Raw genomic sequence first — 25,737 nt, forward strand, 5'->3', positions numbered from 1 at the left:
GCAGCGCTCGCGCGCCATGACAGGCCTGGAGCGGGACATTTCTCTCCCGCGAATCAGCTAACCCCGGCCATGTCCTTCACCGACATCTTCATCCGCAGACCCGTGCTCGCCATGGTCGTGAACCTGTTCATTTTTCTGCTGGGATTGCGCGCCGCACAGGAACTCAACGTCCGCCAGTACCCCGAGCTGCAAAACGCGGTAATTACCGTCAACACCACTTACGTTGGCGCGGACGCCGACCTGGTGCAGGGTTTCATTACCACGCCCATGGAGCGTGAGGTCGCGTCCGCCGACGGCATCGATTACATCGTTTCCACCAGCCTGCCCAGCATCAGTTCCATTCAGGCTTATGTACGCCTGGGCGCCGATCCCAACGAGGTGCTGACGCAGATCGTTGCCAAAGTGCAGGTCGTGCGCCGCGACCTGCCGGAAGAATCCGAGGATCCGGTGGTGGATCTCGCCATCGGCGATACTACCGCGGCCATGTATCTGTCGTTCTTCAGCGAGGTGCTGGACAACAACCAGATCACGGATTATCTGGTGCGGGTGGTCGAGCCGAAGCTCGCGACCATCCCCGGCGTGCAGCGCGCGAGGATTCTGGGCGACCGCACCTTCGCCATGCGCGTCTGGCTGAAGCCCGACCGCATGACCGCCATGAATATCACCGCCAGCGACGTGTACGCGGCGCTGCGCGCCAACAACGTGCTGTCGGCGGTGGGCTCCACCAAAGGCTCGATGGTGGTGGTTGACCTGACCGCGCGTACCGATCTGCGCACACCGGAGGAATTCCGCAACCTGGCGGTGCGCGCGGAGAACGGCGCCATCGTGCGTCTGTCGGATATCGCCAATGTTGACCTGGGCTCGGAGAGCTATCAGACCAGCGTCAGCTTCAACGGAGAATCGGCGACCTTCATGGGCATCGAGGTAGCGCCCGACGCGAATTCGCTGGACGTGATTCAGGCCGTGCGCCAGGTCTGGGACAACGAAATCGTGCCCCAACTGCCACAGGGACTGGGAGCTTCCATCCCGTATGACAGCACGGAATACATTCAGGACGCCATCGAAGAGGTGATCAAGACCCTAGCCGAGGCGGTGCTGATTGTCGTGGTGGTGATTTTTCTGTTTCTGGGGTCGCTGCGCAGTGTGATCATCCCGGCCGTGACCGTGCCGCTGTCCATGGTCGGCGCGCTGTTCCTGATGCTGCTGATGGGTTTCACCATCAATCTACTGACTCTGCTGGCGATGGTGCTGGCGGTAGGCATCGTGGTGGACGACGCCATCATCGTGCTGGAGAACATCCACCGGCACATCGAAGAAGGCATGAGCCCGGCCGATGCCGCGCTGACCGGCGCGCGCGAACTGGCGTGGCCGGTGGTGGCGATGACCACCACCCTGATTGCGGTGTATTTGCCGATCGGGTTTATCGGCGGCTTGACCGGCACGTTGTTCGTGGAGTTCGCGTTCACTCTGGCCGGGGCGGTGCTGCTTTCCGGCGTGATCGCGCTGACCTTGTCGCCGATGATGTGCGCCAGACTCCTTAAACCGCATGCCGATGGTCAGGCGGCGACGGGCAGCGACAAACTGGCTGCATGGCTGGACCGGCAGTTCGAAAAACTGCGCCTGGCGTACCAGCGCAGCCTGCACCGCTCGATGGGCGACCGCTGGGGCATCCTCGTGTTCGGCGCGATCGTGTTCGTGTCATGTTATTTCCTGTTCGTATCGACGCAATCGGAGCTCGCGCCCGAGGAAGATCAAGGCTTTATCCTCACTTTCTCGGAAAGCGATCCCTATTCGACAATCGAGTATCTGGAAAGCTATACGCGCGAACTGGACACGATCGCCGAAGATCTGCCCGAAATGGAAAACCTGTTTCTGCTGAACGGCGTGGGCGGCGGCGGTGCGGCGGTATCGACCAACACGGCGATCGCCGGCTTCGTGCTCAAGCCCTGGACCGAGCGGCAACGCTCCAGCCAGGAAGTGCTTAACGAGGTGATCAATCCGCGCATCGGTAAGATCGCCGGCCTGCAGGTTGCCGCGTTCGTTCCCCCAGCGTTGCCTACTGGTGGCGGCGGGGGGTTCCCCGTGGAGTTCGTCATCGGCGGCACCGCGCCGGTGGAGAGCCTGAACGAGGTCGCCGGTGCGGTAATGGGCGCCGCGCAGAACAGCAAGAAGTTTATCTTTCTCAACAGCGATCTCAAGATCAACAAGCCACGCACCGATGTGTTGATCGATCGTGACAAGGCGGCGCTGCTCGGCATCGACATGCAAGACTTAAGCGCCGACATGGCGGCCATGCTGTCCGGTGGATTCGCCAACCGCTTCTCGCTGGAGAATCGATCGTACGAGGTTATCCCGCAGGTGCAGAGGGTAGACCGCCTCAACGCGGGGCAGCTCGAACAATATTACACGCGCACCGGCAGCGGCGAGCTGGTGCCGTTATCGACGGTGGTATCGCTCAAGGATTCGGTGGAACCTCAGCAGCTCAAGCGTTTTCAGCAGTTGAACAGCGTGACGATCTCCGGCCTCCCGCGACCGGGCGTGTCGCTGGGTGAGGCCTTGAGCGTGCTGGAACAGGCGGCCGCCGATAACCTGCCGCCCGGTTTCACCGTGGATTACTCGGGTCAGTCGCGACAGTTCAAGACCGAGGGCGCGGCGCTGATGCTGACGTTTTTCTTTGCGCTGATCGTGATCTACCTGGTGCTGGCGGCGCAGTTCGAGTCGCTTCGCGATCCGATTATCATGCTGGTCACGGTGCCTATGTCCATCAGCGGCGCGCTGCTGGCGCTGAATGTGGTCGGTATTCTGAATGGCATGCAGATCACCAACTTTCCCGGCGTGAGCCTGAACATTTACACGCAGGTGGGCCTGGTAACCCTGATCGGCGTGATCTCCAAACACGGGATCCTGATCGTCGAATTCGCCAATCGATTGCAGCGCGAGGGCCGGTCGAAACAGGCGGCGATCGAGGAGGCGTCTTCCATACGCCTGCGGCCGGTGCTGATGACCACTGCCTCGCTGGTGCTGGCCATGGCGCCCCTATTGATCGCCTCAGGTCCGGGCGCCGCTTCGCGATTCTCAATGGGCTTCGTGATCGCCAGCGGCATGACCATCGGCACCTTGTTCACGCTGTTCGTGGTGCCGGCGGTTTATGTATCGCTCGCGAAAGATCACTCGCGCGAGCAGGCCGCGGGCCTCGGTGCGCCGGCAGTGAGTCATTGAATTCTCAAAAAAGCAACCGGGCTGGCTGCCGAAACGTCAAACGTCCGCGGCGCTGGCTGGGTAGCAAGGAGGAGTTACCGCGACTGCTACTTCGTCAAAATCAGTTTTCCGTTGCGCGTGATGCGTAAAATATAGTCTTCGCCCGCATGGCTGATCGTCACGCGGCCATGATTTCCTACCAGTTCCAGTACATCGACTCTCCCGCGCGACGTTGCGTCGGAGCCAGCGCGATTACTCTCCGATTTGAGTCTGGACGGCGCTTTGCTGACGTCTTGCATCGATTGATCTCCCGTGTGCGTAATATTAATGATAATAGTTATTATTAGTAATGCAAGCGGTCCGGGCAAAAAAATTCTGTGGCCGCAAAAACGACTCAGCTGGTCGCTTGGTTGATACCTGCCTCCGCGACGGCTGCCATTGCCTGAATTTCTTCTGGCGCGATGACATACGGCGGCATGAAATACACCACGTTGCCCAAAGGCCTCAGCAGAAATCCGTGGCAAAGCGCGTAGCGATAGACCCCGAGTCCGCGCCTTTCCTGCCACGGGTAGCTCAGTCCGCTCTCTTTGTCTTGCACCATTTCCGCCGCTGCGATCATGCCGGTCTGGCGCACCTCGCCCACATGCGGATGATCCCTTAATGGCTCGACCGCCTTTGCCATCGTCGCGATCAGCGCCCGATTGCCAGCGATGATATCGTCATCGCTGAATATCTTCAGCGTCGCCAGCGCCGCGGCGCACGCGAGCGGATTGCCGGTGTACGAGTGCGAGTGCAGAAATGCGCGCAGACTCGCATAGTCGTCATAGAAAGCGTCATACACATCATCGATGGTTAACACGGCCGACAAGGGCAGATAGCCGCCGGTCAGACCCTTGGACAAACACAGGAAATCGGGGCTGATGTCGGCCAGTTCGCACGCGAACATCGTACCCGTGCGCCCGAAGCCGACCGCAATTTCGTCGGCGATCAGATGCACCTGGTGGCGGTCGCAAGCGTCGCGCAGCAAGCTCAGATAAACGGGATCGTACATGCGCATCCCGCCCGCGCATTGCACCAGCGGCTCGACGATAACCGCGCAGACCTCGTGCGCGTGCCGCTCCAGCGCGGCTTCCATGTGCGCGAACATGCGACGCGTGTACGCCGCGCAAACTTCGCCCGGATCCCGCCGGGAGCAATCCGGGCTGGGCACGGTGATGACATCCAGCAACAGCGGCGCGTATGTCTCCTTGTAAAGCGCCATGTCGCTGACCGATAACGCGCCCAGGGTCTCGCCGTGGTAACTGCCGGAGAGATTGATAAAGCGCGTTTTCTGAAGCCGACCGCAGTTGCGCCAGTAGTGAAAACTCATCTTCAGGGCGATCTCGACCGCGGCTGATCCGCTGTCGGCATAGAAACAGCGGGACAGACCTGGCGGCGCAATCTCGATCAGACGCTCGGACAGCTCGATCACCGGCTCATGCGTAAACCCTGCGAGAATAACGTGTTCCAGCGTAGCGGCCTGTTCCCGCATAGCCGCGTTGATCCGCGGATTGGCGTGGCCAAACAGATTCACCCACCATGAGCTTATCGCGTCCAGATAGCGGTTGCCGTCGAAATCCTCCAGCCACACCCCCTGCCCGCGCCGGATCGGAATCATTGGCAGTAGCTCGTGATCCTTCATCTGCGTGCAGGGGTGCCACACAGCGCGCAGGTCGCGCTCGCGCAAAGCCGCATTGGTTTTTTCGCGTGTCATACGGCACATCATATCGAACGCACCGTGGAAATTGACCCCTCATACGATAAAGCGTGAGTGCAACATTTCGTGGTGCGAGGCGACGTGGTCACGTAGGCTAAGGCGATGAACTCAGCATCACAGGCAGACTCATGCACCCAGAATTTCCGTTAGCCGAGGACATCGTGCATTTGAATCACGCCGGCGTGGGGCCGTGGCCGCGGCGCACCATCGATGCCATTGCCCGCTTTGCGGATGAGAACATGCGGCTTGGCAGCAGGCATTACCTTCGCTGGCTGGAAGTCGAGCGCGAGTTGCGCGAGATTTTGCGCTGGCTGATCAACGCCCCATCGGCGGACGAGATCGCACTCCTTAAAAACACGTCGGAAGCGCTGTCGATGGTCGCGTACGGCATTGACTGGCGGTCTGGAGATAATGTGGTTGCCAGCCGTCAGGAGTTCCCTTCGAATCGTATCGTCTGGGAGTCGCTGGAGCCACACTTCGGGGTCGAAGTACGGCTGGCGGATCTTGACCAGGGCGTGACACCCGAAGACGCGCTGTTGGCGCACGTCGATAAACATACCCGCCTGTTAGCGGTGAGTTCCGTGCAATACGCCAGCGGCTTGCGCATGGATCTGGACAGGCTCGGCGAGGCGTGCCGCGCACGCAACGTGCTCTTTTGCGTGGATGCGATTCAGACCCTGGGCGCGCTGCCGTTCGACGTTCAGACCTGCGGCGTGGATTTCGTCATGGCCGACGGGCACAAGTGGATGCTGGCGCCGGAGGGCGTGGCGCTGTTTTACTGTAAGCCGGAATGTCGCGAACAACTGCGTTTGAGCCAGTTCGGCTGGCATATGGTCGAAGATCATAACGATTACGACCGCATGGACTGGCAGCCCGCGGCCAGCGCGCGCCGCTTCGAGGCCGGCAGCGCGAACAATATGGGTATACATGCACTACACGCCAGTTTGAGCCTGCTGCGGGAAGAGGGCTTGTCGTCGATTCACGAAATCATTTCAAGAAACACCTTGTATCTCTACGATTCATTACAGGACGCAGGGTTTGAAGTGATCACGCCCCGAGCGTCGGAACGACGCGCAGGAATCATTACCTTCCGGCACCCCCACAAGGACAATCGCGCGATCTATGAGTATCTGCAGTCCGCAGGCATATTGTGCGCGCGGCGCGCGGGCGGGATTCGATTCTCACCGCATTTCTATACCCCGCCCGAATTTCTGGATCGCGCGCTCAATACGTTGCGGCAGGTGGTCCATGCGTGCGGGTAGAGAAACTGCGGCCCCAAGATTGCTTGTGAATTGTGTGACGTGACGGGCAAAGCGCCTAAAAGCGCGGGCGCTACAATGCCCGTATTGGCTTACGGAGAAGCGGGTGCTGAAACGACTTCAAACGCGGATGTGGAATATGGTCACCGACTGGCTCAACGCCGAGTCGGGCGAAGGAGAGCCGCACCTGTCGAATTACGAGCGCATGCGCGTGGAAATCAGGCCCGCCGACGTGGTGCTGGTCGAGGGCCGCACTCGCATTAGCAACAGCATCAAGAATATTACGCTCAGCTCGTGGACGCACGCCGCGCTCTACATCGGACGACTACGCGATATAGAGGATTACGACCTGCGGGAATATCTCGCCTACCACTACGCCGGCGATGCCGCGGAGCCACTGGTCATCGAAGCCCTGCTGGGCGAAGGCACGGTCGTCACGCCACTGCGCTATTATCAAAATTATCATTTGCGTATCTGCCGGCCCAAGGGCTTGTCGCGTACCGACGCCGAGCTGGTGATTCGTCATTGCATTGGTTGCATCAGTCTGGACTACGACGTGCGCCAGTTGCTGGATCTGGCGCGTTTCCTGTTCCCGTATGGCCTGTTGCCGCGTCGCTGGCGTTCGAGTCTGTTCGCGCACAACACGGGGCTGCCCACCCGCACTGTGTGTTCGACCATGATCGGGGAAGCGTTTCAGTCAGTCAGATTTCCGATCCTGCCGCTCGCGCGTGAGCCGGTCGGCAAACACGGCAGCTTGCGGGACCGTAATGCCAAACTGTTCACTCCCCGGGATTTCGATTACTCTCCCTATTTCGAGATTATCAAATATCCGATGTACGACTTCGACGAACTGGCGGTATATCGCCAGCTTCCCTGGGCGCTGGAAGAATTGATCGAGCGAAGTCCGGACGAATTGAGCGGAACAGTAGATCCGTCTACCGGAGCGCCGGCCGATCGCGACCGCGCCGGCGGGCTAATGGCCAAAACCGTGGCAAGCGGCATCACAGGATGAGTTTGATTGTAAAGCTGTTACTCGCCATCGAATTGGCTTGTTCCGGCTCAATCGCACATGCAACATTGTCCTTGAATGCCGGCTGAATCTTGGCATCAACCGCCCATTCCCAATTCGAGCGCCCGGTCTTTATCATTGACGGAAGCCGCTCGCCATTTCTCAAGTTCCGCAATCGGCCCGGACCGTTCAAGGCCGCTGAACTCGCCGTGCAGACCGCACGCCCGTTGCTGCTCCGTCAACCGTTCGAGGCCGACGCACTCGATGAAGTGATACTGGGTTGCGCCGCACCCGGCGCGGAAGAAATGAACATCGCTCGCGTGGCCGCATTGCGGGCAGGATGCGGAAATGCAGTGCCCGCCTGGACCGTGCAGCGCAATTGCGGTTCCGGTCTGCAGGCCTTCGATTCGGCGTTCCGTAATATCGCGAGCGGTCGGGCTGACCTGATTCTGGCCGGTGGCGTGGAGGCCATGAGTCATGCGCCATTGCTGCTGCAGGATAAACTGGTCGAATGGCTGGCCGCATGGCGTGCGGCAGGTACGCGACAGCGTCTGAAATTGATTTCGACCTTGCGTCCGTCAAACCTGGCGCCGGTTTCGGGGCTGCTCAAGGGCCTGTCTGATCCGGGCACAGGTTTATCGATGGGTCAGACGGCCGAAAATCTGGCGTATCGATTTGGGATCAGCCGCGAAGAGATGGACCATTACGCCTGCGAGAGTCATCGGCGGCTGTACCGAGCGCAGGAGACGCCAGGCGTGCTCCGAGAAATCGAGGTGATCTACGATCGCAAAGGCAACGCCTGTGAGCGCGATGACGGTGTGCGCCCGGATACGACGATCGACAAACTGGCGGCGCTCAAGCCTGCGTTCGACAAGCCGTTCGGAAAAGTCACGGTCGGCAACAGCGCGCAGCTTTCCGATGGCGCGGCGTGGCTCATCCTGGCCAGCGAGGCGGCAGTGAATCGCCATGGATTGAACCCGCCAGCCCGCGTCGTGGATTGTGAATGGGCGGGGCTGGACCCGGCGCAGATGGGACTGGGGCCCGTGCATGCGATGGCGCCGGTACTGGCACGCAACGCACTGGAGACGACGCATATCGACTACTGGGAAATCAACGAGGCGTTCGCCGCGCAGGTGCTCGCCTGCCTGGCGGCAGCGGCCGACCTCGCATACAGCCAGCAGGAACTCGGTCTGGATCGCGCGCTCGGCGAGATTCCCCATGAACGCCTGAATGTCGACGGCGGCGCCATCGGTCTGGGCCATCCGGTGGGCGCGAGCGGCGCGCGACTGGTGCTGCACCTCATGCACGTTCTGCAGCGTGAAAAGGCGTCGCGGGGCGTCGCGGCACTTTGTATCGGCGGCGGCCAGGGCGGCGCGATGCTGATCGAAAATTTGCACGTCCGGCCATGACTGAGAATTGGCGTCGGGAAACGGACGCCACCGGCATCGTGTGGCTTTGTCTGGATGTCCCCATTGCTGCCGCCAACGTACTGAACGCCGCGGTCTTCGACGAGCTGGATCAAATCCTGACAGCGTTGTCGGCAGCGGCGCCGCGCGGCGTGGCGTTCTGTTCAGGCAAGCCCGGCGGATTCATTGCCGGCGCCGACGTCAAGGCATTCCAAACCATCCGCGGGCCTGACGACGCTTATGCCATCGTGCGCCGCGGTCAGGGCATCATGAACCGCATCGAGGCGCTGCCCTGCCCCACCGTCGCCGTCATCAACGGTTTCTGTCTTGGTGGCGGGCTGGAACTCGCGCTCGCCTGCGATTATCGGGTCGCGCTGGATGATCCTTCCGCCCGCCTGGGGCTGCCCGAAATCAAGCTTGGCATCCATCCGGGCTTTGGCGGCACCTTGCGGTCGATCCGTCTGCTGGGAGCGGTGGCCGCGCTGGACATGATGCTCACTGGCAAGGCCCTGGACGCGCAATACGCGTGCAGGATCGGCCTGGTAGATCTCGCAGTCCCGTCGCGATATCTACATCACGCCGCGCGCCAGCTGCTGACGACGAGGCCGGCACGGCGCCGACCGCACCGCCTCGCGCGGCTCGCCAATATCAAGCCGGCGCGCTTCGTACTTGGAACCTATCTGCGCAGACGCATCGCAGCCAAAGCCCGGCAGGATCATTATCCGGCGCCCTACGCGCTGCTCGATCTGTGGCAAAAGCATGGCGGTAATATGGACACCTGGCTTACGCGTGAAGCCGAATCGGTCGCCGGGCTGAGTACCACGGCGACCGCGCGCAATCTGTTGCGAGTGTTCGGGCTGCAAAACCGCCTGAAATCGCAGGGTGACAAGTCGGCGTTCCGCCCGCGCCACGTGCACGTGATCGGCGGCGGAACCATGGGCGCAGACATCGCCGCATGGATCGCGGCGCACGACTTTGTCGTCACAGTGCAGGACACCAGCACCGGGCGCCTGGCCGCGATGATGGAACGCGCCTGCGAACTGCTAGCGAAACAGTTTCACTCACAGCGGCAGCTTTCCGCCGTGCTCGATCGACTGATACCGGACGACAAAGGCGTGGGGTTGGTGCGCGCCGACATCGTTATCGAAGCGATCATCGAGGATCAGGCGGCCAAGCAAGCGCTTTACCGCGAGATCGAACCGCGGATGAAAGCCGATGCCCTGCTTGCCACCAACACCTCCAGCCTGAGCATCGAGTCCCTGGCGCAGGCGCTAGTTAACCCCGGCCGGCTGATTGGCCTGCATTTCTTCAGCCCGGTCGTCCGCATGCCGCTGGTCGAGCTCGTTCTGGGCCCGGCGACTTTTCCGGCTACGCAAGCAAAAGCAGCCGCTTTCGCGCGGCATATCGATAAACTGCCGTTACCGACCAGCAATCGCCCCGGTTTTCTGGTCAATCGTGTGTTAACGCCTTACCTGCTGGAGGCTATGCTCATGCTCGATGAAGGCATACCCGCGGCGGTGATCGATAAGTCGGCAGTACAATTCGGCATGCCGATGGGACCCGTGGAACTCGCGGACAGCGTCGGTCTGGATGTCGTGCTCGCTGCGGCCGAGCGAATGGCGCGCGAATTCAATTTCGACGTGCCGGCAACATTGCGGGAGAAAGTAACGGCGGCGCAATTGGGCCGCAAGACCGGACGGGGTTTTTATGCCTACAAGGCAGGCAAGCCTCTGCGCACGCGCCGCGCGCGCTACTCAGGCGAACGCCAGCGCCTCGAAAACCGCTTGATCCTGCGGCTTATCAATGAGACGGTAGCGTGCCTGCGCGAAGGGGTCGTCGAAGACACCGACCTGCTCGACGCCGGCATCGTGTTCGGTACAGGTTTCGCTCCGTTTCGTGGTGGACCGCTGCACTACCGCGATGCCTATGGCCGTGACGCCATGCGGGATGAACTACGGGCGCTGGAGGATTCCTACGGCCAGCGATTCGCCGCCGATCCGCGCTGGTGACGCGCGCGCCCCGTGAATATGCGCAACACCAGCGAAAACGACGCGGCCGCAATCTGGATTCCTGTCGCGTGACCACGAGTATGCCATTGGATAGACGACCGAATTTTCTTTGTATTGGGGCGCAGCGGGCCGGGTCAACGTGGTTATACGAGAATCTGAAGGCGCACGCGGGCATCTGGCTGCCGCCGATCAAAGAGCTACATTACTTCGACGAGCTGCGTGTGCAGCCCTTCTGGTGCAAGCGCTACAAGAGCCACCTCGGAGGACGCATTCGTCACGCAAGGACCTCGTTGCGCCACGGCGACTGGTCGATGGCCGGTTTTATGTGGGACGCGAAGTTCTTAGGCTTGCCCAGGTCGGACCGCTGGTATGCTTCCCTGTTCTCCCGGTCGGGCAAGCTTGCGGCGGGCGAAATCACGCCCGCTTATTCTACGCTCTCCGCGGATGCGGTCGCGGCGATAAAGCGCATCAACCCCGACATGAGGATAATTTTTCTGCTGCGCGATCCTATCGATCGCTCGTGGTCGCAGGCGCGCAAAGACCTTCCCCGCGTGCACGGCAAAAGGTTGGACGAGATACCGACGCGGGATGTGGTCGGGTGGTTTAACTCCCGCTGGTGCATGACGCGTTCTGATTATCTCGCTACCTTAAACAACTGGTTAGCGCATTTTCCGCGCGATCAGTTTTTTGTTGGCTTTCACGAGGAGATCATCGCGCACCCCAGAGATTTATTGTTGCGGCTCTTTGAATTTCTTGGCGTGGAGAAGTCGGAAAGACACTTTTCACCCAACCTGATGCACGCGATTAACCCGGCAACAGAAGTGGGCCTGGCGCCAGTCTACGAGTACGAGCTCGCGCGATTACATGAGCCTGGGCTGGCTGGACTCAAGGAGATGTTTTCGCCGTATCCAGCGCGGTGGCACCAGCGATGTGTCCGCGTGCTTGAGCGGTACGAGCGCGGCGAATCTCACGCCTAGCGAAGTTCCGGCGCGTGAGGAAATGGTGAATGCAGCGCGCCGCAGCACTTGCGATTAACGCCACCGCGATTGCTGCGGCAGACGCCGACGCTCGGTCAGAAGTGGATTGCGCGGTCGTCGACCGCCAGGGCGGCTTCATGCACGGCTTCTGACAAGGTCGGATGGGCGTGCACCGTGCGCGCCAGGTCTTCGGCGCTGGCGCCGAATTCCATCGCGGTGACGACTTCGGCGATCAGCTCGGACGCTTGCGGGCCCAGGATATGCGCGCCCAGGATACGATCGGTATTCGCGTCAGCAAGGACTTTGACCTTGCCACCGGTCTCGCCGACACCGCGTGCGCGACCGTTTGCGATGAATGGGAAAGCGCCGGTACGATATTCAATGCCCTCCTGCGTGAGCTGTTGCTCGCTTTTCCCTACCCACGCGATCTCGGGCCATGTGTAGATGACCCACGGAATTGTCGCGTAATTCACGTGCCCCGCCTGACCGGCGATGCGCTCGGCTACTGCCACCCCTTCTTCCGAGCCCTTGTGCGCCAGCATGGGGCCGCGCACGACGTCCCCGACCGCGTACACATTTTCCAGGTTGGTGCGGCAGTTCCCATCGACCTCTATGTATCCGCGGGCATCGAGCTTGAGCCCCGCCGCCTGCGCATTGAGCCCCTCGGTGTTGGGTTTGCGGCCGATCGCCACGATGAGCTTGTCCACTTCCAGCGTATCGTTTGCGTCACCGACCTTGAAGCCGACCGAAACCGAATCGGCGACCTGCGCAGCCGTGACCTTCGCGCCCATACGGAGATCCAGCCCCTGCCGTTTCAGTAGCTTGAATGCTTCATCCGCGATTTCGCGATCGACCGCCGGAAGAAAGGTATCCAGCGCCTCCAGAACGACTACTCTTGACCCCAGTCGGTTCCACACGCTACCAAGCTCCAGGCCGATCACACCCGCGCCAATGACGCCCAGCCGCGCGGGTACTTGCTCGAACGAGAGCGCGCCGCTGGAATCGACCACTTGTTGCTGATCGATGGCGGCGGCCGCAAGCGTGGCAGGCACCGAGCCGGTCGCGATGATCACCGAGTCCGCTTCGAGCTGCAAATCATCGTCACCATCGCTCATCGGGCTAACCGTAACCTGCCGATCGCCGCTTAAAACACCACGACCGGTGAAACGCTTCACGCGGTTCTTCTTGAAGAGACTGTCGATGCCGCCGGTCAGCCCCCGCACGATCTTTTGCTTGCGCTTTTGCATGGCCGCGACATCGATGCGGACATCGTTCGCGATTATCCCGTGTTCCTGCGCCTGGTGCGTGAGGAGATGAAAGTAATGACTGGAGTCGAGTAATGCCTTGGAGGGAATACAGCCGACGTTAAGGCAGGTGCCGCCTAACGACGCGCGGCCCTCCGGTTCGCGCCACTGGTCCACGCATGCGGTATTGAGGCCGAGCTGGGCGCAGCGGATAGCCGCGACATACCCGGCCGGTCCCGCGCCGATTACGACCACGTCGTAACGATTATGTGCCATTGACGATGAAAGGCGGTTGTAAGGTTAGCGCTAGAGACGATGCTCAGTACGCGAGACTCAAGGACTATATCTGTAGCAGCAGACGGCTCGGGTCTTCCAGCTGCTCCTTGATCGTGACCAGGAACTGCACGGCCTCACGGCCATCGATGATACGGTGATCGTAAGAAAGCGCGAGATACATCATCGGCCTGATGACAATTTCTCCATCCATCGCGATGGGTCGCTCCTCGATCTTGTGCATGCCGAGAATCGCGCTCTGCGGCGGGTTGAGGATCGGGGTCGAGAGCAATGATCCGAACACGCCACCGTTGGTGATGGTGAAGGTTCCGCCGGTCAACTCCTCAATGGTCAGCGAATTGTCTTTCGCCTTGCGAGCGAAGTCCGTCACCGCCTTTTCGATCGCCGCCATGCTGAGTCGATCGGCATCACGCAGAATCGGCACCACCAGCCCGCGCGCGGAGCCGACGGCAATACCGATATCGAAAAACCCGTGATAGATAAGGTCGTTCTGGTCAATCGAAGCGTTGACGACGGGGAAGCGCCTGAGCGCCTCGATCGAGGCCAATACGAAAAACGCCGTAAACCCTAAGCGTACGCCATGCGTTTTCTCGAACCTGTCGCGGTAGCGCTCCCTCAGGTTGAGGATCGGCCGCATGTCAACTTCGTTGAAGGTGGTCAATATGGCGTTGTCGCGCTGGGCCTGGAGCAGACGCTCCGCCACCCTTTTGCGCAGCCGCGTCATCGGCACGCGCTGCTGCGTGCGTGACGCGGCACCTTGAACGCCTTCCTGCACGTCCGCCGATTGAACTGCGGTACTATCGTCGCTACTCCGCGATTGCACGCGCGCCAGCACATCCGCCTTCGTGAGCCGCCCGTCCTTGCCGGTGGCCGTTATCTCGTTCGGATGCAGAGCGTTTTCGGTTAACAGCTTGCGCACCGCCGGCCCCAGGCGCGCAGTGGCATCTTCGTCATCCCCGGGCTGACCGGCATTGGCCGCGCGCTTGGCGCCATTACCTGGCGCGGCGTTCACGGTATCCTTGGGGGTCGCCGCGGCCGATGTTGACGCCTCGACGCCCGGTGCGATCGATGCAGCGGCCTGCGTCCGTTGCTTGCTGGATGGCTGCGATTCCGCCGCCGGCGGCCCGTTTTCCGCAGAGGAATCATTTTCCGCACCCGCTTCGGTGTCGATGATGGCGATCACTTCGTTGCTGGACACATCACCGCCAGTTTTGCGGATTTCCTTCAATATGCCGCTGTCGGCCGCGGTGATTTCCAGCACCACTTTATCGGTTTCGATATCGATCAGGTTTTCGCCACGCGCCACGCGCTCGCCCTGCTGCTTTTGCCAGTCGAGCAAGGTGGCTTCCGTGATCGATTCGGCGAGTTGCGGGACTTTAACTTCGACTAACACCGGATAATCTCCGCGCCATACCGACTACGCGCACCACGACATGCGGCGGAAGTCTGCAAGACAGAACGTGGGCCTAGCGACAAGATAGATTTGAGCCCTGAGAAAAGGACGGACGCTTATAGCGACTTAGCTTGAGACTAGCGCTCAACCTACCCTCAGTCAACCGGCCGCCAATTGTCACTTATGCGCTGCTCACCTGCCTCTGCGCCTGTATGCGCTCCAGCCGCAAGGCGTCAGCAACGAGCCGTTTCTGCTGGGCAAGGTGCACGTGAAGATAACCGACCGCAGGCGAAGCCGAGTAAGGTCGGCCCGCGTATTCCAGGCTATGCCGGGAGGAGAGACAGGCATTCAAATGCCGGCGTGACTGCATGTAGTTCCAAGCGCCCTGGTTGCGCGGTTCCTCTTGAACCCACACCACATTGCGCGCGTTGGGGTAGCGCTCCAGAACCTCGGCGATCTCGTCCAGCGGAAACGGATACTGCTGCTCGATGCGAACGATCGCGGTATCGCGCAGGTCGTGTTCGCGCCGTGCTTCCAGCAGGTCGAAATAAACTTTTCCGCTACACAGCAACAGGCGCCTGACCCGGCGAGGATCGATGTCGTCGATCTCGTCGATCACATTGTGCCAGCCCGCCTCCGAGATATCCGTTAGCGACGAGGCCGAAAGCTTGTGGCGCAACAGACTCTTAGGACTCAATACGATCAGCGGCTTGCGATATGGTCGCAGGATCTGGCGCCTGAGCATGTGGAACATCTGCGCGGGCGTACTCGGCACGCAGACCTGGATGTTGTCCTCCGCGCACAACTGCAGGTAACGCTCCAGGCGGGCGGAGGAATGTTCCGGGCCCTGACCATCGTAGCCGTGGGGCAGGAACAGGACGATGCCACTCAGTCGTCGCCACTTCGATTCCGATGAACTGATGAACTGATCGATGATGACCTGCGCGCCGTTGGCGAAGTCGCCGTACTGCGCTTCCCAGATCACCAGCGCGTCGGGCTCCGCGGTGCTGTACCCCATCTCGAAACCCAGTACGGCAGCTTCCGACAGGAGCGAGTTGATCGGCAGAAACAGCGGCTGATGTTTATAAAGGTGCTGAAGAGGAACATGCGTACGGCGGCTGTCCTGATCATGGATGACCGCGTGCCGATGAAAAAAAGTGCCGCGCGCGCTGTCCTGCCCCGACAGCCGCACCTGAAAGCCTTCTTCCAGTAATGACGCGTAGGCCAGCGTTTCCGCGAATCCCCAGTCCATGGCCTGCTTGCCAGCGCCCATCTTGCGACGCGCATCCAGTAACTTAGTCACGGCCCGATGCAGCCTGAAGTCATCGGGCACTATCGTCATTTTCGCTGTTAACGAACCGATGCGCTGCCGGCTGATCGCGGTATCGGCGGCGGCTGTCCAGTGCGTATCGAAAAAATTCCGGAAGTCGACCAGATAGGCGCTGTCTACCTTGGCCGCATGCGGCCCGGATACGATCTGGTTGGCGTCCAGTTTTTCGTGATAATGGCGCCGCATTTCGTCGGCTTCATCAACGCCGATAACCTCATCCTGCAGCAGCAGATTGGCGTAGATATCCGTCACGCGCGGGTGACCCTTGATGCGCTGATACATAATTGGCTGCGTTGCTGAGGGTTCATCCGCTTCGCTATGGCCATAGCGACGATAGCAAACCATGTCGATTACCACGTCTTTGTTGAACTTCATGCGGAAATCAAGCGCCAGCTCGGTGACGTACACGACCGCTTCCGGATCATCCGCGTTGACGTGAAAGATGGGCGCCTGCACCATCTTGGCGACATCCGTGCAATAAAGCGTGGATCGGGAGTCCAGAGGGTCGCTGGTGGTGAATCCGATCTGGTTGTTGATGACGATATGTACGGTGCCGCCGGTCGAATAGCCGCGCGTCTCCGACAGATTCAGCGTTTCCATCACCACGCCCTGTCCCGCGAACGCGGCGTCGCCATGGATTAGCACCGGCAACACCTCGTTACGTTCGTAGTCGCCGCGACGCTCCTGCCGGGCGCGCGCCGAGCCTTCGACCACCGGATTGATGATCTCGAGATGCGACGGGTTAAACGCCAAGACCAGATGGACCGGCCCGCCCTGCGTGCTCAAATCCGCGGAGAACCCCTTGTGGTATTTGACATCGCCCGAACCGTTGCCGGGATCGACCTTGCCTTCGAATTCCTCGAACAGATCACGAGGTTTGATGCCCAAGGTATTGACCTGTACGTTTAAGCGTCCGCGGTGCGCCATGCCGACGATGACTTCCTTGACCTTGTGTTCACAACCGCTGCGGTTGATTATCGCGTCCAGCAGCGGGATCAGGCTTTCGCCGCCCTCGAGCGAGAATCGTTTCTGGCCGACATATTTATTGTGCAGATACTCTTCCAGCCCGTTGGCCGCGATGAGGCGCTCCAGAATGGCCTTTCTTCTGTTCACATCGAAGCCCGCACCGCCTCCGGCGAGCTCTAGGCGCTGCTGAATCCACCGCTTTTCCTCGGTCTCGGTCAGATACATGTATTCCGAGCCTATGGTGCCGCAGTAGGTCACGCTCAGAATATTGAGCACCTCCCGCAACGTCGCCTGACGGGGACCGAACAACGACCCGGTGTTGAACACGGTTTCCATATCCGCTGACGTGAGGCCATGGAACTCCGGATTCAGGTCGGCGACCGGTGGCCGGTCATATTGATCGAGTGGATCGAGGTCGGCCTGCCGGTGACCGCGGAAACGGTAGGTGTTAATTAACTGCAGTACAGCAACCTGCTTGGCGTCAAAGTCAGAATGCTCGCGGCCATTTGCGGTATTTGCAACGCTCTGATGTTTTGTCGCAACTTGCCGGAAGGCTTGACTGATTGGTGCATGCGGGACGTCGCGTGGCGTATTCGAATCCGCACTCGCGATCTGATCGAAATACTCTTGCCATCGAGGATGAACAGAGTTTCGATCGTCAAGATATGCCTCGTAAAGGCCCTCAATGAAGGATGCATTCCCGCTGAAAAGGTGGGAATGTCCTGTATCAGTCATAATTAACCCGGCCGCAAAGACAAAATATGTCTGAATTCAATGACACTTAAATGCTAACGCACGATGGGATTAATCACAACACAAGGTTACACTCTTACAACAATGCCGTCGTACAAATAATTCATGCCAGTCACGCTCGCGAACTAAAACTACATCATCTGCCCGACACTGTCGCTTTGCGCCGTGCCCGCCAGTAATCCTTCAATGCGATTGCGGGTTGCGCCGTGGTCCTGATCGTTGAACTGCATCCCGATGCCCGGCGTGCGATTGCCCTGCGCACCTTGTGGCGTAATCCACACAACACGCCCCGCTATCGGTATGCGTTCTTAATCATCGATCAGGGTCAGGAGCATGAAAACATCTTCGCCCAGCTTGTAAACTTTCTTGGTGGGAACGAAAACACCACCGTTCTTCACAAACGGCATGAATGCTGCCTCCAGGGATGGCTTGTCCTGGATCGACAACGATAGAATGCCCCGACTGTTGTCCGTCATGCGTGTCTCCTCATGCCTTCGTAGCGTTGAACAGGCCGGTCAGGGCGATCAGCGTATCCTCCAGCACAAGCTGGGGGCTAAGCGGCACCTGCCGCATCCGGCGATAATCGATCAATACGTCGTAGAGTGCGAACGAGGCGCCCAAGTCTAGGCGCTGGGTGACAGCCTGCAAGCTTTGTACGACATCCGGGTTATTTAACCCGCCAAGCGTACCGTTCGACCGTATTTTTACTACGTCGACCAGCCATGACAGCAGCCAGGCCACGATCATTTCGGGCGCGTATTGACGCCAGCGTTCCGCCACGTTAACCGGCGTATCGCGCGCTTCAGCCAGGCACTGGATATCGGAAAATACGGCGCGCCGCGCGCTGAGCAGATCATTGCGGCTCCATGCCAGCGCGGCCAGCGGCGCGCCGCGCGCGAGCGCAAGGGAGGTTTCGGCATCGACGTCGGGCGCCTTCGCTACCAGCCATTCGAGCGCCATGGCGCGCGCCGGACACCTAAACTCGATCCGTTGACAACGGCTCAGCAAGGTTGCGGGCAATGACGCCGCCCGCGCGGTCACCAGCAGGATGACTGAAAATGGCGGCGGTTCTTCAAGCGTCTTCAGCAAACTGTTGGCAGCGTTGCGATTGATCGTGTCGGCATTCGAGATCAATGCGACCTTGTAACGTCCGGAGTCACGGCTCAGGCTGACAAAATGGCTCAGTGCGCGTATCTGATCGATCCTGATCTGCTGACTATCGCCTTCCGGCGCGGTGTGCAGAAAATCTGCATGATTGCCGACGGAAAGCAGGTGACACGCTCGACAACACGAGCAGGCATTCGACCCTACAGGTGCGTCGCACAGCAGAAAACGCGCGAATCTGTGCGCGAAACTCAGTTTGCCAAGACCCGCCGGCCCGCTCAGCAGCAGGGCATGCGGGAGCGTCGCCTCTTGCGCACGGCGCGCATATTGCGCCCACTGCGCCGCATGCCAGGGGTAGGATTCCGGGAGCGCTGCAATCACGTGAATAACGTTTCTATCACGCCGGCGATCCGGCGGCGAACGTCATCCAGGCCGCCATTGGCGTCGATGACATGGAATCGTCGGGGCTCGCGCGTCGCGCGCTCAAGGTACGCCTGCTGCACGCGGACAAAAAAATCCGCATCCTCACGCTCGAAACGGTCCGCGGGCCCCCGCGATCGGATTCGCGACCGCGCCGTCTCGATCCCGGCTTGCAGCAGCAAGGTGTGATCCGGCCTGAAATCGTTTTGCACCCACTGCTCCAGGTCGGCGATGCGTTGGTCGGCAATGCCTCGGCCGGCGCCCTGATAGGCGTAGGTCGCATCGGTAAAACGGTCGCTCACGACCCAGCGGCCCGTCGCCAGCGCGGGCCAGACGACCTCACTCAGATGCTGCGCGCGCGCCGCGAAGATCAGCAACAGTTCGGTGTCCGGACCCATGGCCGGCATTCCGTTAGCGAGCAATAAGCCGCGAAGACGATCACCCAGCTCGGTGCCGCCAGGCTCGCGCGTGGCGACAACGTCGATACCATGCACGCGCAAAAGCTCACACAAGGTACTGATATGCGTAGACTTACCTACCCCCTCGATGCCTTCAACAGTGATGAACCGAGGCGCTTTCACTTCGTGCCTGCCCCATAGCGGCTGGCGTCGCCGCCAACTTGATACTCGATCACCGCTGCGCGGTGTTCGTCGTAGGTCGCGGAGAAATGATGACTGCCGTCGGGTTTGGCAACGAAGAACAGGGCGTCCGTCGTTGCCGGATGCAGCACAGCGGCCAGCGAGGCGCCACTGGGCATGGCGATGGGCGTGGGCGTGAGGCCCTTGTGGATATAGGTGTTATAAGGCGTATCCCCACGCAAATCACTCGAGCGAATGTCGCCGCCATAACTGTCGCTTAGCCCGTAAACGATGGTCGGGTCGGTTTGCAGACGCATATCCATGTCAAGCCTTGCGATAAACACACCCGCGATTATTGGGCGTTCCGCCCGCGTCGCGGTTTCCTTTTCCACGATCGAGGCCAGAATCAGCGCTTCGTAAGGCGTTTTCAGCGGCAGGCCGGGATCGCGCTTGTCCCATAATTCAGCAAGCTGCCGCCGCATGCTCTCATGACTTCTGCGCAGGAATTCGATATCCGTGGTGCCGCGTGGAAAATAATAAGTGTCGGGGAAAAACCAGCCCTCCGGATGCGCGCCCGGCTCCCCCAGCGCTGTCATCACGTCCGCGGGATCATTTACCGTCATTTCGATCCGCGGGTGGCGCGCCAGCGCGTCCATCACCTGCTTGAATGTCCAGCCTTCCACGAGCGTCAGGCTGAATTGGCGCGTCGTGCCGGTTACGAGATGATCCAGCAGCCTCTGGGGCGTGAGGGGGCCTTGCAGGCGATATTCACCCGCCTTGAGGGACTGCGCCTTGCCCTGTAGCCGGGCCATGCCAATCCAGTACGCGTAGCGTGTGAGCAGACCACGTCGCGCCAGTCGTTGCGCAATCTCATTGAAAGAGGCGCCGACCGGAATATCGAAGAAAACCGTTCTGCCCGCCGCCAATGCCGGTCGGTTCAAGAACAGATAGGCATCCGCGACTATGATCGCGCCACCGAACAGTATTACACCCAGTATTGTGGCAACAAGCGCGCCTCGCTTCATGCGATGTCCAGGCAGCGCACGAAGTCGCGCACCAGCGGATGCGCGCAATACAAGCAAGCACCGAACTGACGCACCGGCCAGATGCCGATGAGGCTATTGCAGAAAAACACGGCATCCGCGCGCGCTAGGTCAGGCAGGCTAAGCTCGCCGATCGTGACCGGCGTGTGCGCGCGGGTCGCGTGCTCGATGATGCGTTCGCGCATGATGCCGGCCACACCCGCAAAATCCAGAGCCGGCGTGTGCAATGTTTCCGCGCGCACCGCGAAAACATTGCTCATGGTCCCCTCGACCACCAGCCCTTCGGTGTCGAGCAGTAACCCCTCCTGATATTCGTCCTGCCATTCAGCGCGCGCCAGGACTTGCTCCAGTCGATTCAGGTGTTTTATGCCCGCGAGCAAAGGATTGCGCGCCAGGCGCGTACGGCAGAGCGTTAGCGCGATGCCGTGGTTACGATAATCAGGCGAATGCTCCGGCCAGGGATTGATCATCAGAATACGCGTGGGCGGCGTTTCGACCGACGGCCGATAGCCCCGTCCGCCGTGCCCTCGCGTGATGATAATTTTAAGCACCGCGCGTTCGACACCCGCGCACAGCAGCAAAGCCTCGGCCTCCAGCAGTGACAATGCGGGCGGATCGATCGCGAGCCGGCCGCAGCCGGTGCGGAGTCGCCGCAGATGTCTGTCCAGATGTTCGGGAACCGCATCCCGCACCGCGATGGTCTCGAACACCCCGTCGCCGTACAGCAGGCCGCGATCCTCGACCGGAACTGTGGGCTGGTTCGAGCCATTGACGAGCGCCATCCTGTACTCCTTCACAGTACCGTGCGAGTGCGTCTCAGGCGCGGCGATGCCGCGGCTGCAACGAAAATGACGGGGCGCACCGATCTTCCGCGCCCTGATCGCTGACGCTCAACCTTGCCGTTGCTGTAACAGGCGGATTAAAGCTTGCGGAATACAACCGTGCCGTTCGTGCCCCCGAATCCGAATGAATTGGACATGGTCACGGCAAGCTTGCTGTCGCGCGCCGTGTTGGGAACGTAGTCAAGATCGCAATCCGGATCAGGGGTATCCAGATTGATGGTCGGGGGGACAATCTGATCCCTGATCGCGAGCACCGAGAAAACCGCTTCGACGCCGCCGGCGGCGCCCAGCAGATGTCCGATCATGGATTTCGTGGAGCTTAACGCGAGCTTGTAGGCGTGGTCACCGAACGCTTTCTTTACGCCCTCGGTTTCGGCGCGATCACCGGCCGGCGTCGACGTACCGTGCGCGTTGATGTAATCCACATCTTCCCGGTTGATGCCGGCGTCGCGCAGTGCGTTAGCCATGCACAAGGCGGCACCCGCGCCGCCCGGCGCGGGCGACGTCATGTGATAAGCGTCGCTGCTGACCCCGTAACCAACCAGTTCGCAGTAGATGTTCGCGCCGCGCGCCCTCGCCTGCTCGTACTCTTCCAGCACCATTACCCCCGCCCCGTCGCCCAGGACGAAGCCGTCACGATACAGATCCCAGGGGCGGCTGGCGCGCTCGGGATCATTGTTATGGCTGGCGCACAGCGCCCTGGCGGATGCGAACCCGCCGATGCCGAGTGGGCATGTCGCCATCTCCGCGCCGCCGGCCAGCATCGCGTCGGCGTCGTTATTGGCGATCATGCGGGCCGCGTCGCCGATATTGTGAGTGCCCGTCGTGCAAGCTGACACGATCGAAATATTGGGCCCGCGCATGCCGTACATAATTGACAGATGCCCGGAGGCCATGTTGATGATGCTGCTCGGTACGAAAAACGGCGAGATACGGCGCGGGCCGCCTTTCATGAAGGCCAGGTAGTTTCTTTCGATGCCGGGCAGACCGCCGATACCCGACCCGATTGCCACGCCGATCCGCGTGTCGTTTGCCTCCGTGACCTCGAGCCCGGCATCATTGATGGCCTGCACGCCGGCAGCGATACCATAATGGATGAAGGCATCCATTTTTTTCTGCTCTTTGGGCGCGATATAGTCATCCGCGTTAAAGTCGCAGACTGGCCCTGAGATCTGCACTGAAAACTTGCTGGCGTCGAATACCTCGATCCTCTTAATACCACTGCGGCCGGCAACGATATTTTTCCAGGCTGACTCAGTGGTTGAACCGACCGGGGAGACGATGCCTAGCCCCGTGATGACGACACGTCGTCTGGACATGTCTATTCAGTATCCTGCGGTGCGTGGACGGTGATAGCGATAGGACAAACCACATTGAAACCTTAAGGACTTATTCAGTGTGCGCGTTGATGTAATCGATCGCCTGCTGAACCGTGGTAATTTTCTCGGCTTCTTCGTCCGGTATTTCGCACTCGAACTCCTCCTCCAGCGCCATTACCAGTTCAACCGTATCGAGCGAGTCGGCCCCAAGGTCGTCGACAAAAGAGGCGCTGTCCGTAACATCTTCTTCATTGACACCCAATTGCTCGACGACAATCGCCTTAACGCGCTCCTGGATTTTGTTCATAGTTTACTGATCCTCTCCTGCATGAGTGTATGCACGGCGCTTGGCCGCACTCGCTGATAATTGATTAGCTTGCGCGGACGCATGGTCGGACATGATGCCGTTTCGCCGTTGTGCGGGTCGATATTTGTGGTGCCACTTCAAAGAGACTCTGCGTTTGCTTAAACTCGACCTGTGCCCGTCAGTAACGTCTGCGAGAACTGCAACGCGCGTTATTCTAGTGAAAACGGATCGACCAATCCACTCGTCGGCGCAAATCTCGACCCGTCTTCGCGCCTGCCCGCAAGCCGCACTTCAACGATGAACTCTTCGTAATATCAAAACGTTGTGGCGCAACTGGAACAACGTCATCATGTTTTCGCGCAATGTAAACACCATGCTATCGCTCATGGCATGTACAACCCACCATTCACGTTGAGTGTTTCTCCCGTGATGTACGCGGCTGCCGGCGAGGCCAGAAACAGCACGGCTTGCGCGACATCGTCTACATCGCCGAGCCGGCCGAGCGGAATCTGCTGTTGCAGTGCATTGCGCCGCGCCTCCGGCATCGCGCGCGTCATGTCGGTATCGATAAAACCGGGCGCGACGGTATTAACCGTTATCCCTCGCCCGCCGGTCTCGCGGGCTAGCGACTTGGAAAAGCCAATGATGCCTGCCTTGGCTGCCGCGTAATTGGCTTGTCCCGCGTTACCGGTAATGCCAACCACCGAGGCAATGTTGACGATGCGGCCCGTGCGGGCGCGCATCATGCCACGCAGACAGGCTTTGCACAACCGATAGGCCGCGCTCAGATTCGTGCTCATGACGGCGTCCCAGTCCGCATCTTTCATGCGCATCAGAAGACTGTCGCGAGTAATACCGGCATTGTTAACCAGAATGCCCACCGCACCGAACTGGGTGTTGATGTTCCCAATGACAGTCTCGATGTTTGCCGACTCGCGGACATCCAGTCGCATCCCCGCGCCTCTAATATCCTGTTTCGCAAGATATTGGTTGATGGCGTCTGCGCCTTCAGCCGATGTTGCGGTGCCGATCACGATCGCGCCGTGCGCGCCCAGCGAGCGCGCGATCGCCTGGCCGATGCCGCGGCTGGCGCCGGTTACCAGCGCGATCTGATTAGCTAACGTCATGTGCGTATCAGCATGCACGCGCGGCGCGACTTAGAACCAGCGCCTGTTCCAGGCTTTGCGGGTCATATATGCAGGCACATTGCAGCGACTTATCTATGCGTTTGTTGAGGCCGCTCAGGACTTTGCCCGGCCCGAACTCGAGCACGCCACTGACACCGCGTGTCGCGAATGACCTGATCGTCTCCACCCAGCGTACCGGGCTGTAAAGCTGACGGGCCAGCATGACACGGATAGTGTCGGCGTCATCGTGATGGCGAACGTCCACATTATGCAGTACGGGTATGTCGGGCGAGCGCAGTTGCGCTTTGGCCAGGCGCGGCGCCAGCGCTTGTGCTGCAGGCATCATCAGACTGCAGTGCGCGGGCACGCTGACTGCGAGCCGCAGCACTCTTCTGGCCCCCAATGCCGTGGCGAGCGACATCGCGCGCGAGACTGCCGCGCTGTCGCCGGCAATCACGACCTGGCCGGGCGCGTTGAAATTGACGGGTGCTACGATCAGATCTTCGGCCGCTTGCGCGCATATGTCGGCGACCTCCGCATCATCGAGGCCCAGCACGGCGGCCATGGCGCCGTCACGTTCCTTTACCGCTGCCTGCATGAGGCGCCCGCGCTCTCTGACCAGAATGGCGGCCTCCCGAAAGTCCAGCGCTCCGCCGCAGACCAGCGCGGTATACTCGCCAAAACTGTGGCCGGCCATGATGACTGGCGCCCTGCCACCCGCGGCCCGCCATGCCCGCCATACGGCTACGCCGGCGGCGAGCATTACGGGCTGTGTGTTCTCTGTGCGATTGAGTTCACTTGCAGGGCCATCCGTGACCAGCGACCACAAATCGAACGAAAGACTGTCCGACAATTCCGCGAAAGTCTCGCGCACAATCGGATAAGCCTGCGCCAACGCATTCAACATGCCGATCGACTGGGCGCCCTGCCCCGGGAAAACGCCGCCAAGCAGCGTCGTATCGGCAGCATCGGCTTTTGAATCTTGTGAAACGGTCGGTAGCGAACTCATATTTGACATTGTTTGAGGATAATGCCCGGCATAAGTGTATCGGACGGGTTCGAATTCAAGCCGCGCCACTCAGCGCGAAAAAGCTTGTCTTGGCAGACCAATTGCCGATAATGGCCGATCCTGCGTTTGACACGACCCGTTGGATACAACCCGAGAATTTATGCCGAAAGAAGATCACATTGAAATGGAGGGCACTGTCATCGAAACCCTGCCCAATACGATGTTCCGTGTAGAGCTGGAGAATGGTCATGTCGTTACCGCGCATATTTCCGGGCGCATGCGCAAGCATTATATACGCATTCTGACCGGCGATAAGGTAACGGTGCAACTAACCCCTTATGACCTGAGCAAGGGCCGCATCACGTATCGCGGACGCGGATAGCGCGACCGCTTC

20 protein-coding genes and 1 pseudogene are annotated in these 25,737 nt (G+C 60.2%); 7 read left to right on the forward strand and 14 right to left on the reverse strand.

Annotated elements, in window-relative coordinates; genetic code table 11:
* Positions 1–69: 69 nt before the first annotated feature.
* A complete protein-coding gene (locus H0V34_05245; protein ID MBA2491125.1) occupies positions 70–3,219 on the forward strand; it encodes an efflux RND transporter permease subunit in 3,150 nt (1,049 codons plus the stop codon).
* A gap of 86 nt (positions 3,220–3,305) precedes the next feature.
* Here H0V34_05245 and H0V34_05250 read toward each other — a convergent pair whose 3' ends face one another.
* Together H0V34_05250 and H0V34_05255 are read right to left on the reverse strand one after the other, a co-directional pair.
* Entirely contained in the window at positions 3,306–3,497 is a 192-nt protein-coding gene (locus tag H0V34_05250) for a hemin uptake protein HemP (protein MBA2491126.1), read from the reverse strand.
* A 95-nt stretch (positions 3,498–3,592) separates the two neighbouring features.
* Positions 3,593–4,951: an adenosylmethionine--8-amino-7-oxononanoate transaminase gene (locus H0V34_05255; GenBank protein ID MBA2491127.1), complete on the reverse strand. Its 1,359-nt coding sequence runs from the start codon at positions 4,949–4,951 to the stop codon at positions 3,593–3,595.
* A gap of 131 nt (positions 4,952–5,082) precedes the next feature.
* Here H0V34_05255 and H0V34_05260 point away from each other — a divergent pair, with 131 nt between their 5' ends.
* The 5 genes from H0V34_05260 to H0V34_05280 all read left to right on the forward strand — a co-directional run bounded on the left by H0V34_05260 (position 5,083) and on the right by H0V34_05280 (position 11,614).
* Positions 5,083–6,216: an aminotransferase class V-fold PLP-dependent enzyme gene (locus tag H0V34_05260; GenBank protein MBA2491128.1), complete on the forward strand. Its 1,134-nt coding sequence runs from the start codon at positions 5,083–5,085 to the stop codon at positions 6,214–6,216.
* Between the two features lie 127 nt (positions 6,217–6,343).
* A complete protein-coding gene (locus tag H0V34_05265) occupies positions 6,344–7,225 on the forward strand; it encodes a hypothetical protein (GenBank protein MBA2491129.1) in 882 nt (293 codons plus the stop codon).
* Positions 7,226–7,314: 89 nt separating this feature from the next.
* Positions 7,315–8,631, forward strand: coding sequence for an acetyl-CoA C-acetyltransferase (locus H0V34_05270; GenBank protein ID MBA2491130.1), 1,317 nt, complete (start codon positions 7,315–7,317; stop codon positions 8,629–8,631).
* Positions 8,628–10,637 carry an enoyl-CoA hydratase/isomerase family protein gene (locus H0V34_05275; protein MBA2491131.1) on the forward strand — a complete coding sequence of 670 codons (2,010 nt, stop codon included), beginning with the start codon at positions 8,628–8,630 and terminating at the stop codon, positions 10,635–10,637. Before H0V34_05270 ends, H0V34_05275 begins: the two co-directional genes overlap by 4 nt.
* 86 nt (positions 10,638–10,723) lie before the next feature.
* On the forward strand, positions 10,724–11,614 hold the full coding sequence (locus H0V34_05280; protein ID MBA2491132.1) for a sulfotransferase: 891 nt from the start codon (positions 10,724–10,726) through the stop codon (positions 11,612–11,614).
* Between the two features lie 95 nt (positions 11,615–11,709).
* Here the strand turns inward: H0V34_05280 and lpdA are convergent, their stop codons facing one another.
* From lpdA to fabD, 12 genes and pseudogenes are all read right to left on the reverse strand, one after another.
* Positions 11,710–13,134, reverse strand: a complete 1,425-nt coding sequence (gene lpdA, locus H0V34_05285) for a dihydrolipoyl dehydrogenase (protein MBA2491133.1) — start codon at positions 13,132–13,134, stop codon at positions 11,710–11,712.
* A 64-nt stretch (positions 13,135–13,198) separates the two neighbouring features.
* Complete coding sequence (odhB, locus tag H0V34_05290) at positions 13,199–14,545, reverse strand: 2-oxoglutarate dehydrogenase complex dihydrolipoyllysine-residue succinyltransferase (protein MBA2491134.1); 1,347 nt, start codon at positions 14,543–14,545, stop codon at positions 13,199–13,201.
* Between the two features lie 181 nt (positions 14,546–14,726).
* The gene (locus tag H0V34_05295) at positions 14,727–17,576 is read right to left on the reverse strand and encodes a 2-oxoglutarate dehydrogenase E1 component (protein MBA2491135.1); all 2,850 of its coding nucleotides are present in this window, start codon (positions 17,574–17,576) and stop codon (positions 14,727–14,729) included.
* Positions 17,577–17,725: 149 nt separating this feature from the next.
* Positions 17,726–18,070, reverse strand: a pseudogene (locus H0V34_05300) (PilZ domain-containing protein).
* A 10-nt stretch (positions 18,071–18,080) separates the two neighbouring features.
* Complete coding sequence (locus H0V34_05305; GenBank protein ID MBA2491136.1) at positions 18,081–19,079, reverse strand: DNA polymerase III subunit delta'; 999 nt, start codon at positions 19,077–19,079, stop codon at positions 18,081–18,083.
* The gene (locus tag H0V34_05310) at positions 19,076–19,699 is read right to left on the reverse strand and encodes a dTMP kinase (protein ID MBA2491137.1); all 624 of its coding nucleotides are present in this window, start codon (positions 19,697–19,699) and stop codon (positions 19,076–19,078) included. Before H0V34_05310 ends, H0V34_05305 begins: the two co-directional genes overlap by 4 nt.
* The gene (gene mltG / locus H0V34_05315; GenBank protein MBA2491138.1) at positions 19,696–20,721 is read right to left on the reverse strand and encodes an endolytic transglycosylase MltG; all 1,026 of its coding nucleotides are present in this window, start codon (positions 20,719–20,721) and stop codon (positions 19,696–19,698) included. Before mltG ends, H0V34_05310 begins: the two co-directional genes overlap by 4 nt.
* Positions 20,718–21,521 (reverse strand): aminodeoxychorismate lyase, encoded by an 804-nt coding sequence (pabC, locus tag H0V34_05320; protein ID MBA2491139.1) that lies wholly within the window; start codon positions 21,519–21,521, stop codon positions 20,718–20,720. Before pabC ends, mltG begins: the two co-directional genes overlap by 4 nt.
* 137 nt (positions 21,522–21,658) lie before the next feature.
* A complete protein-coding gene (gene fabF / locus H0V34_05325) occupies positions 21,659–22,900 on the reverse strand; it encodes a beta-ketoacyl-ACP synthase II (GenBank protein MBA2491140.1) in 1,242 nt (413 codons plus the stop codon).
* Between the two features lie 70 nt (positions 22,901–22,970).
* Entirely contained in the window at positions 22,971–23,207 is a 237-nt protein-coding gene (gene acpP, locus H0V34_05330) for an acyl carrier protein (GenBank protein ID MBA2491141.1), read from the reverse strand.
* Positions 23,208–23,590: 383 nt separating this feature from the next.
* A complete protein-coding gene (gene fabG / locus H0V34_05335) occupies positions 23,591–24,334 on the reverse strand; it encodes a 3-oxoacyl-ACP reductase FabG (GenBank protein MBA2491142.1) in 744 nt (247 codons plus the stop codon).
* 7 nt (positions 24,335–24,341) lie between these two features.
* Positions 24,342–25,343, reverse strand: coding sequence for an ACP S-malonyltransferase (gene fabD / locus H0V34_05340; GenBank protein ID MBA2491143.1), 1,002 nt, complete (start codon positions 25,341–25,343; stop codon positions 24,342–24,344).
* A 160-nt stretch (positions 25,344–25,503) separates the two neighbouring features.
* Here fabD and infA point away from each other — a divergent pair, with 160 nt between their 5' ends.
* Positions 25,504–25,725: a translation initiation factor IF-1 gene (infA, locus tag H0V34_05345; protein MBA2491144.1), complete on the forward strand. Its 222-nt coding sequence runs from the start codon at positions 25,504–25,506 to the stop codon at positions 25,723–25,725.
* Positions 25,726–25,737 lie beyond the last annotated feature (12 nt).

The sequence above is a fragment of the Gammaproteobacteria bacterium genome, assembly GCA_013696315.1.
GTDB lineage: Bacteria > Pseudomonadota > Gammaproteobacteria > JACCYU01 > JACCYU01 > JACCYU01.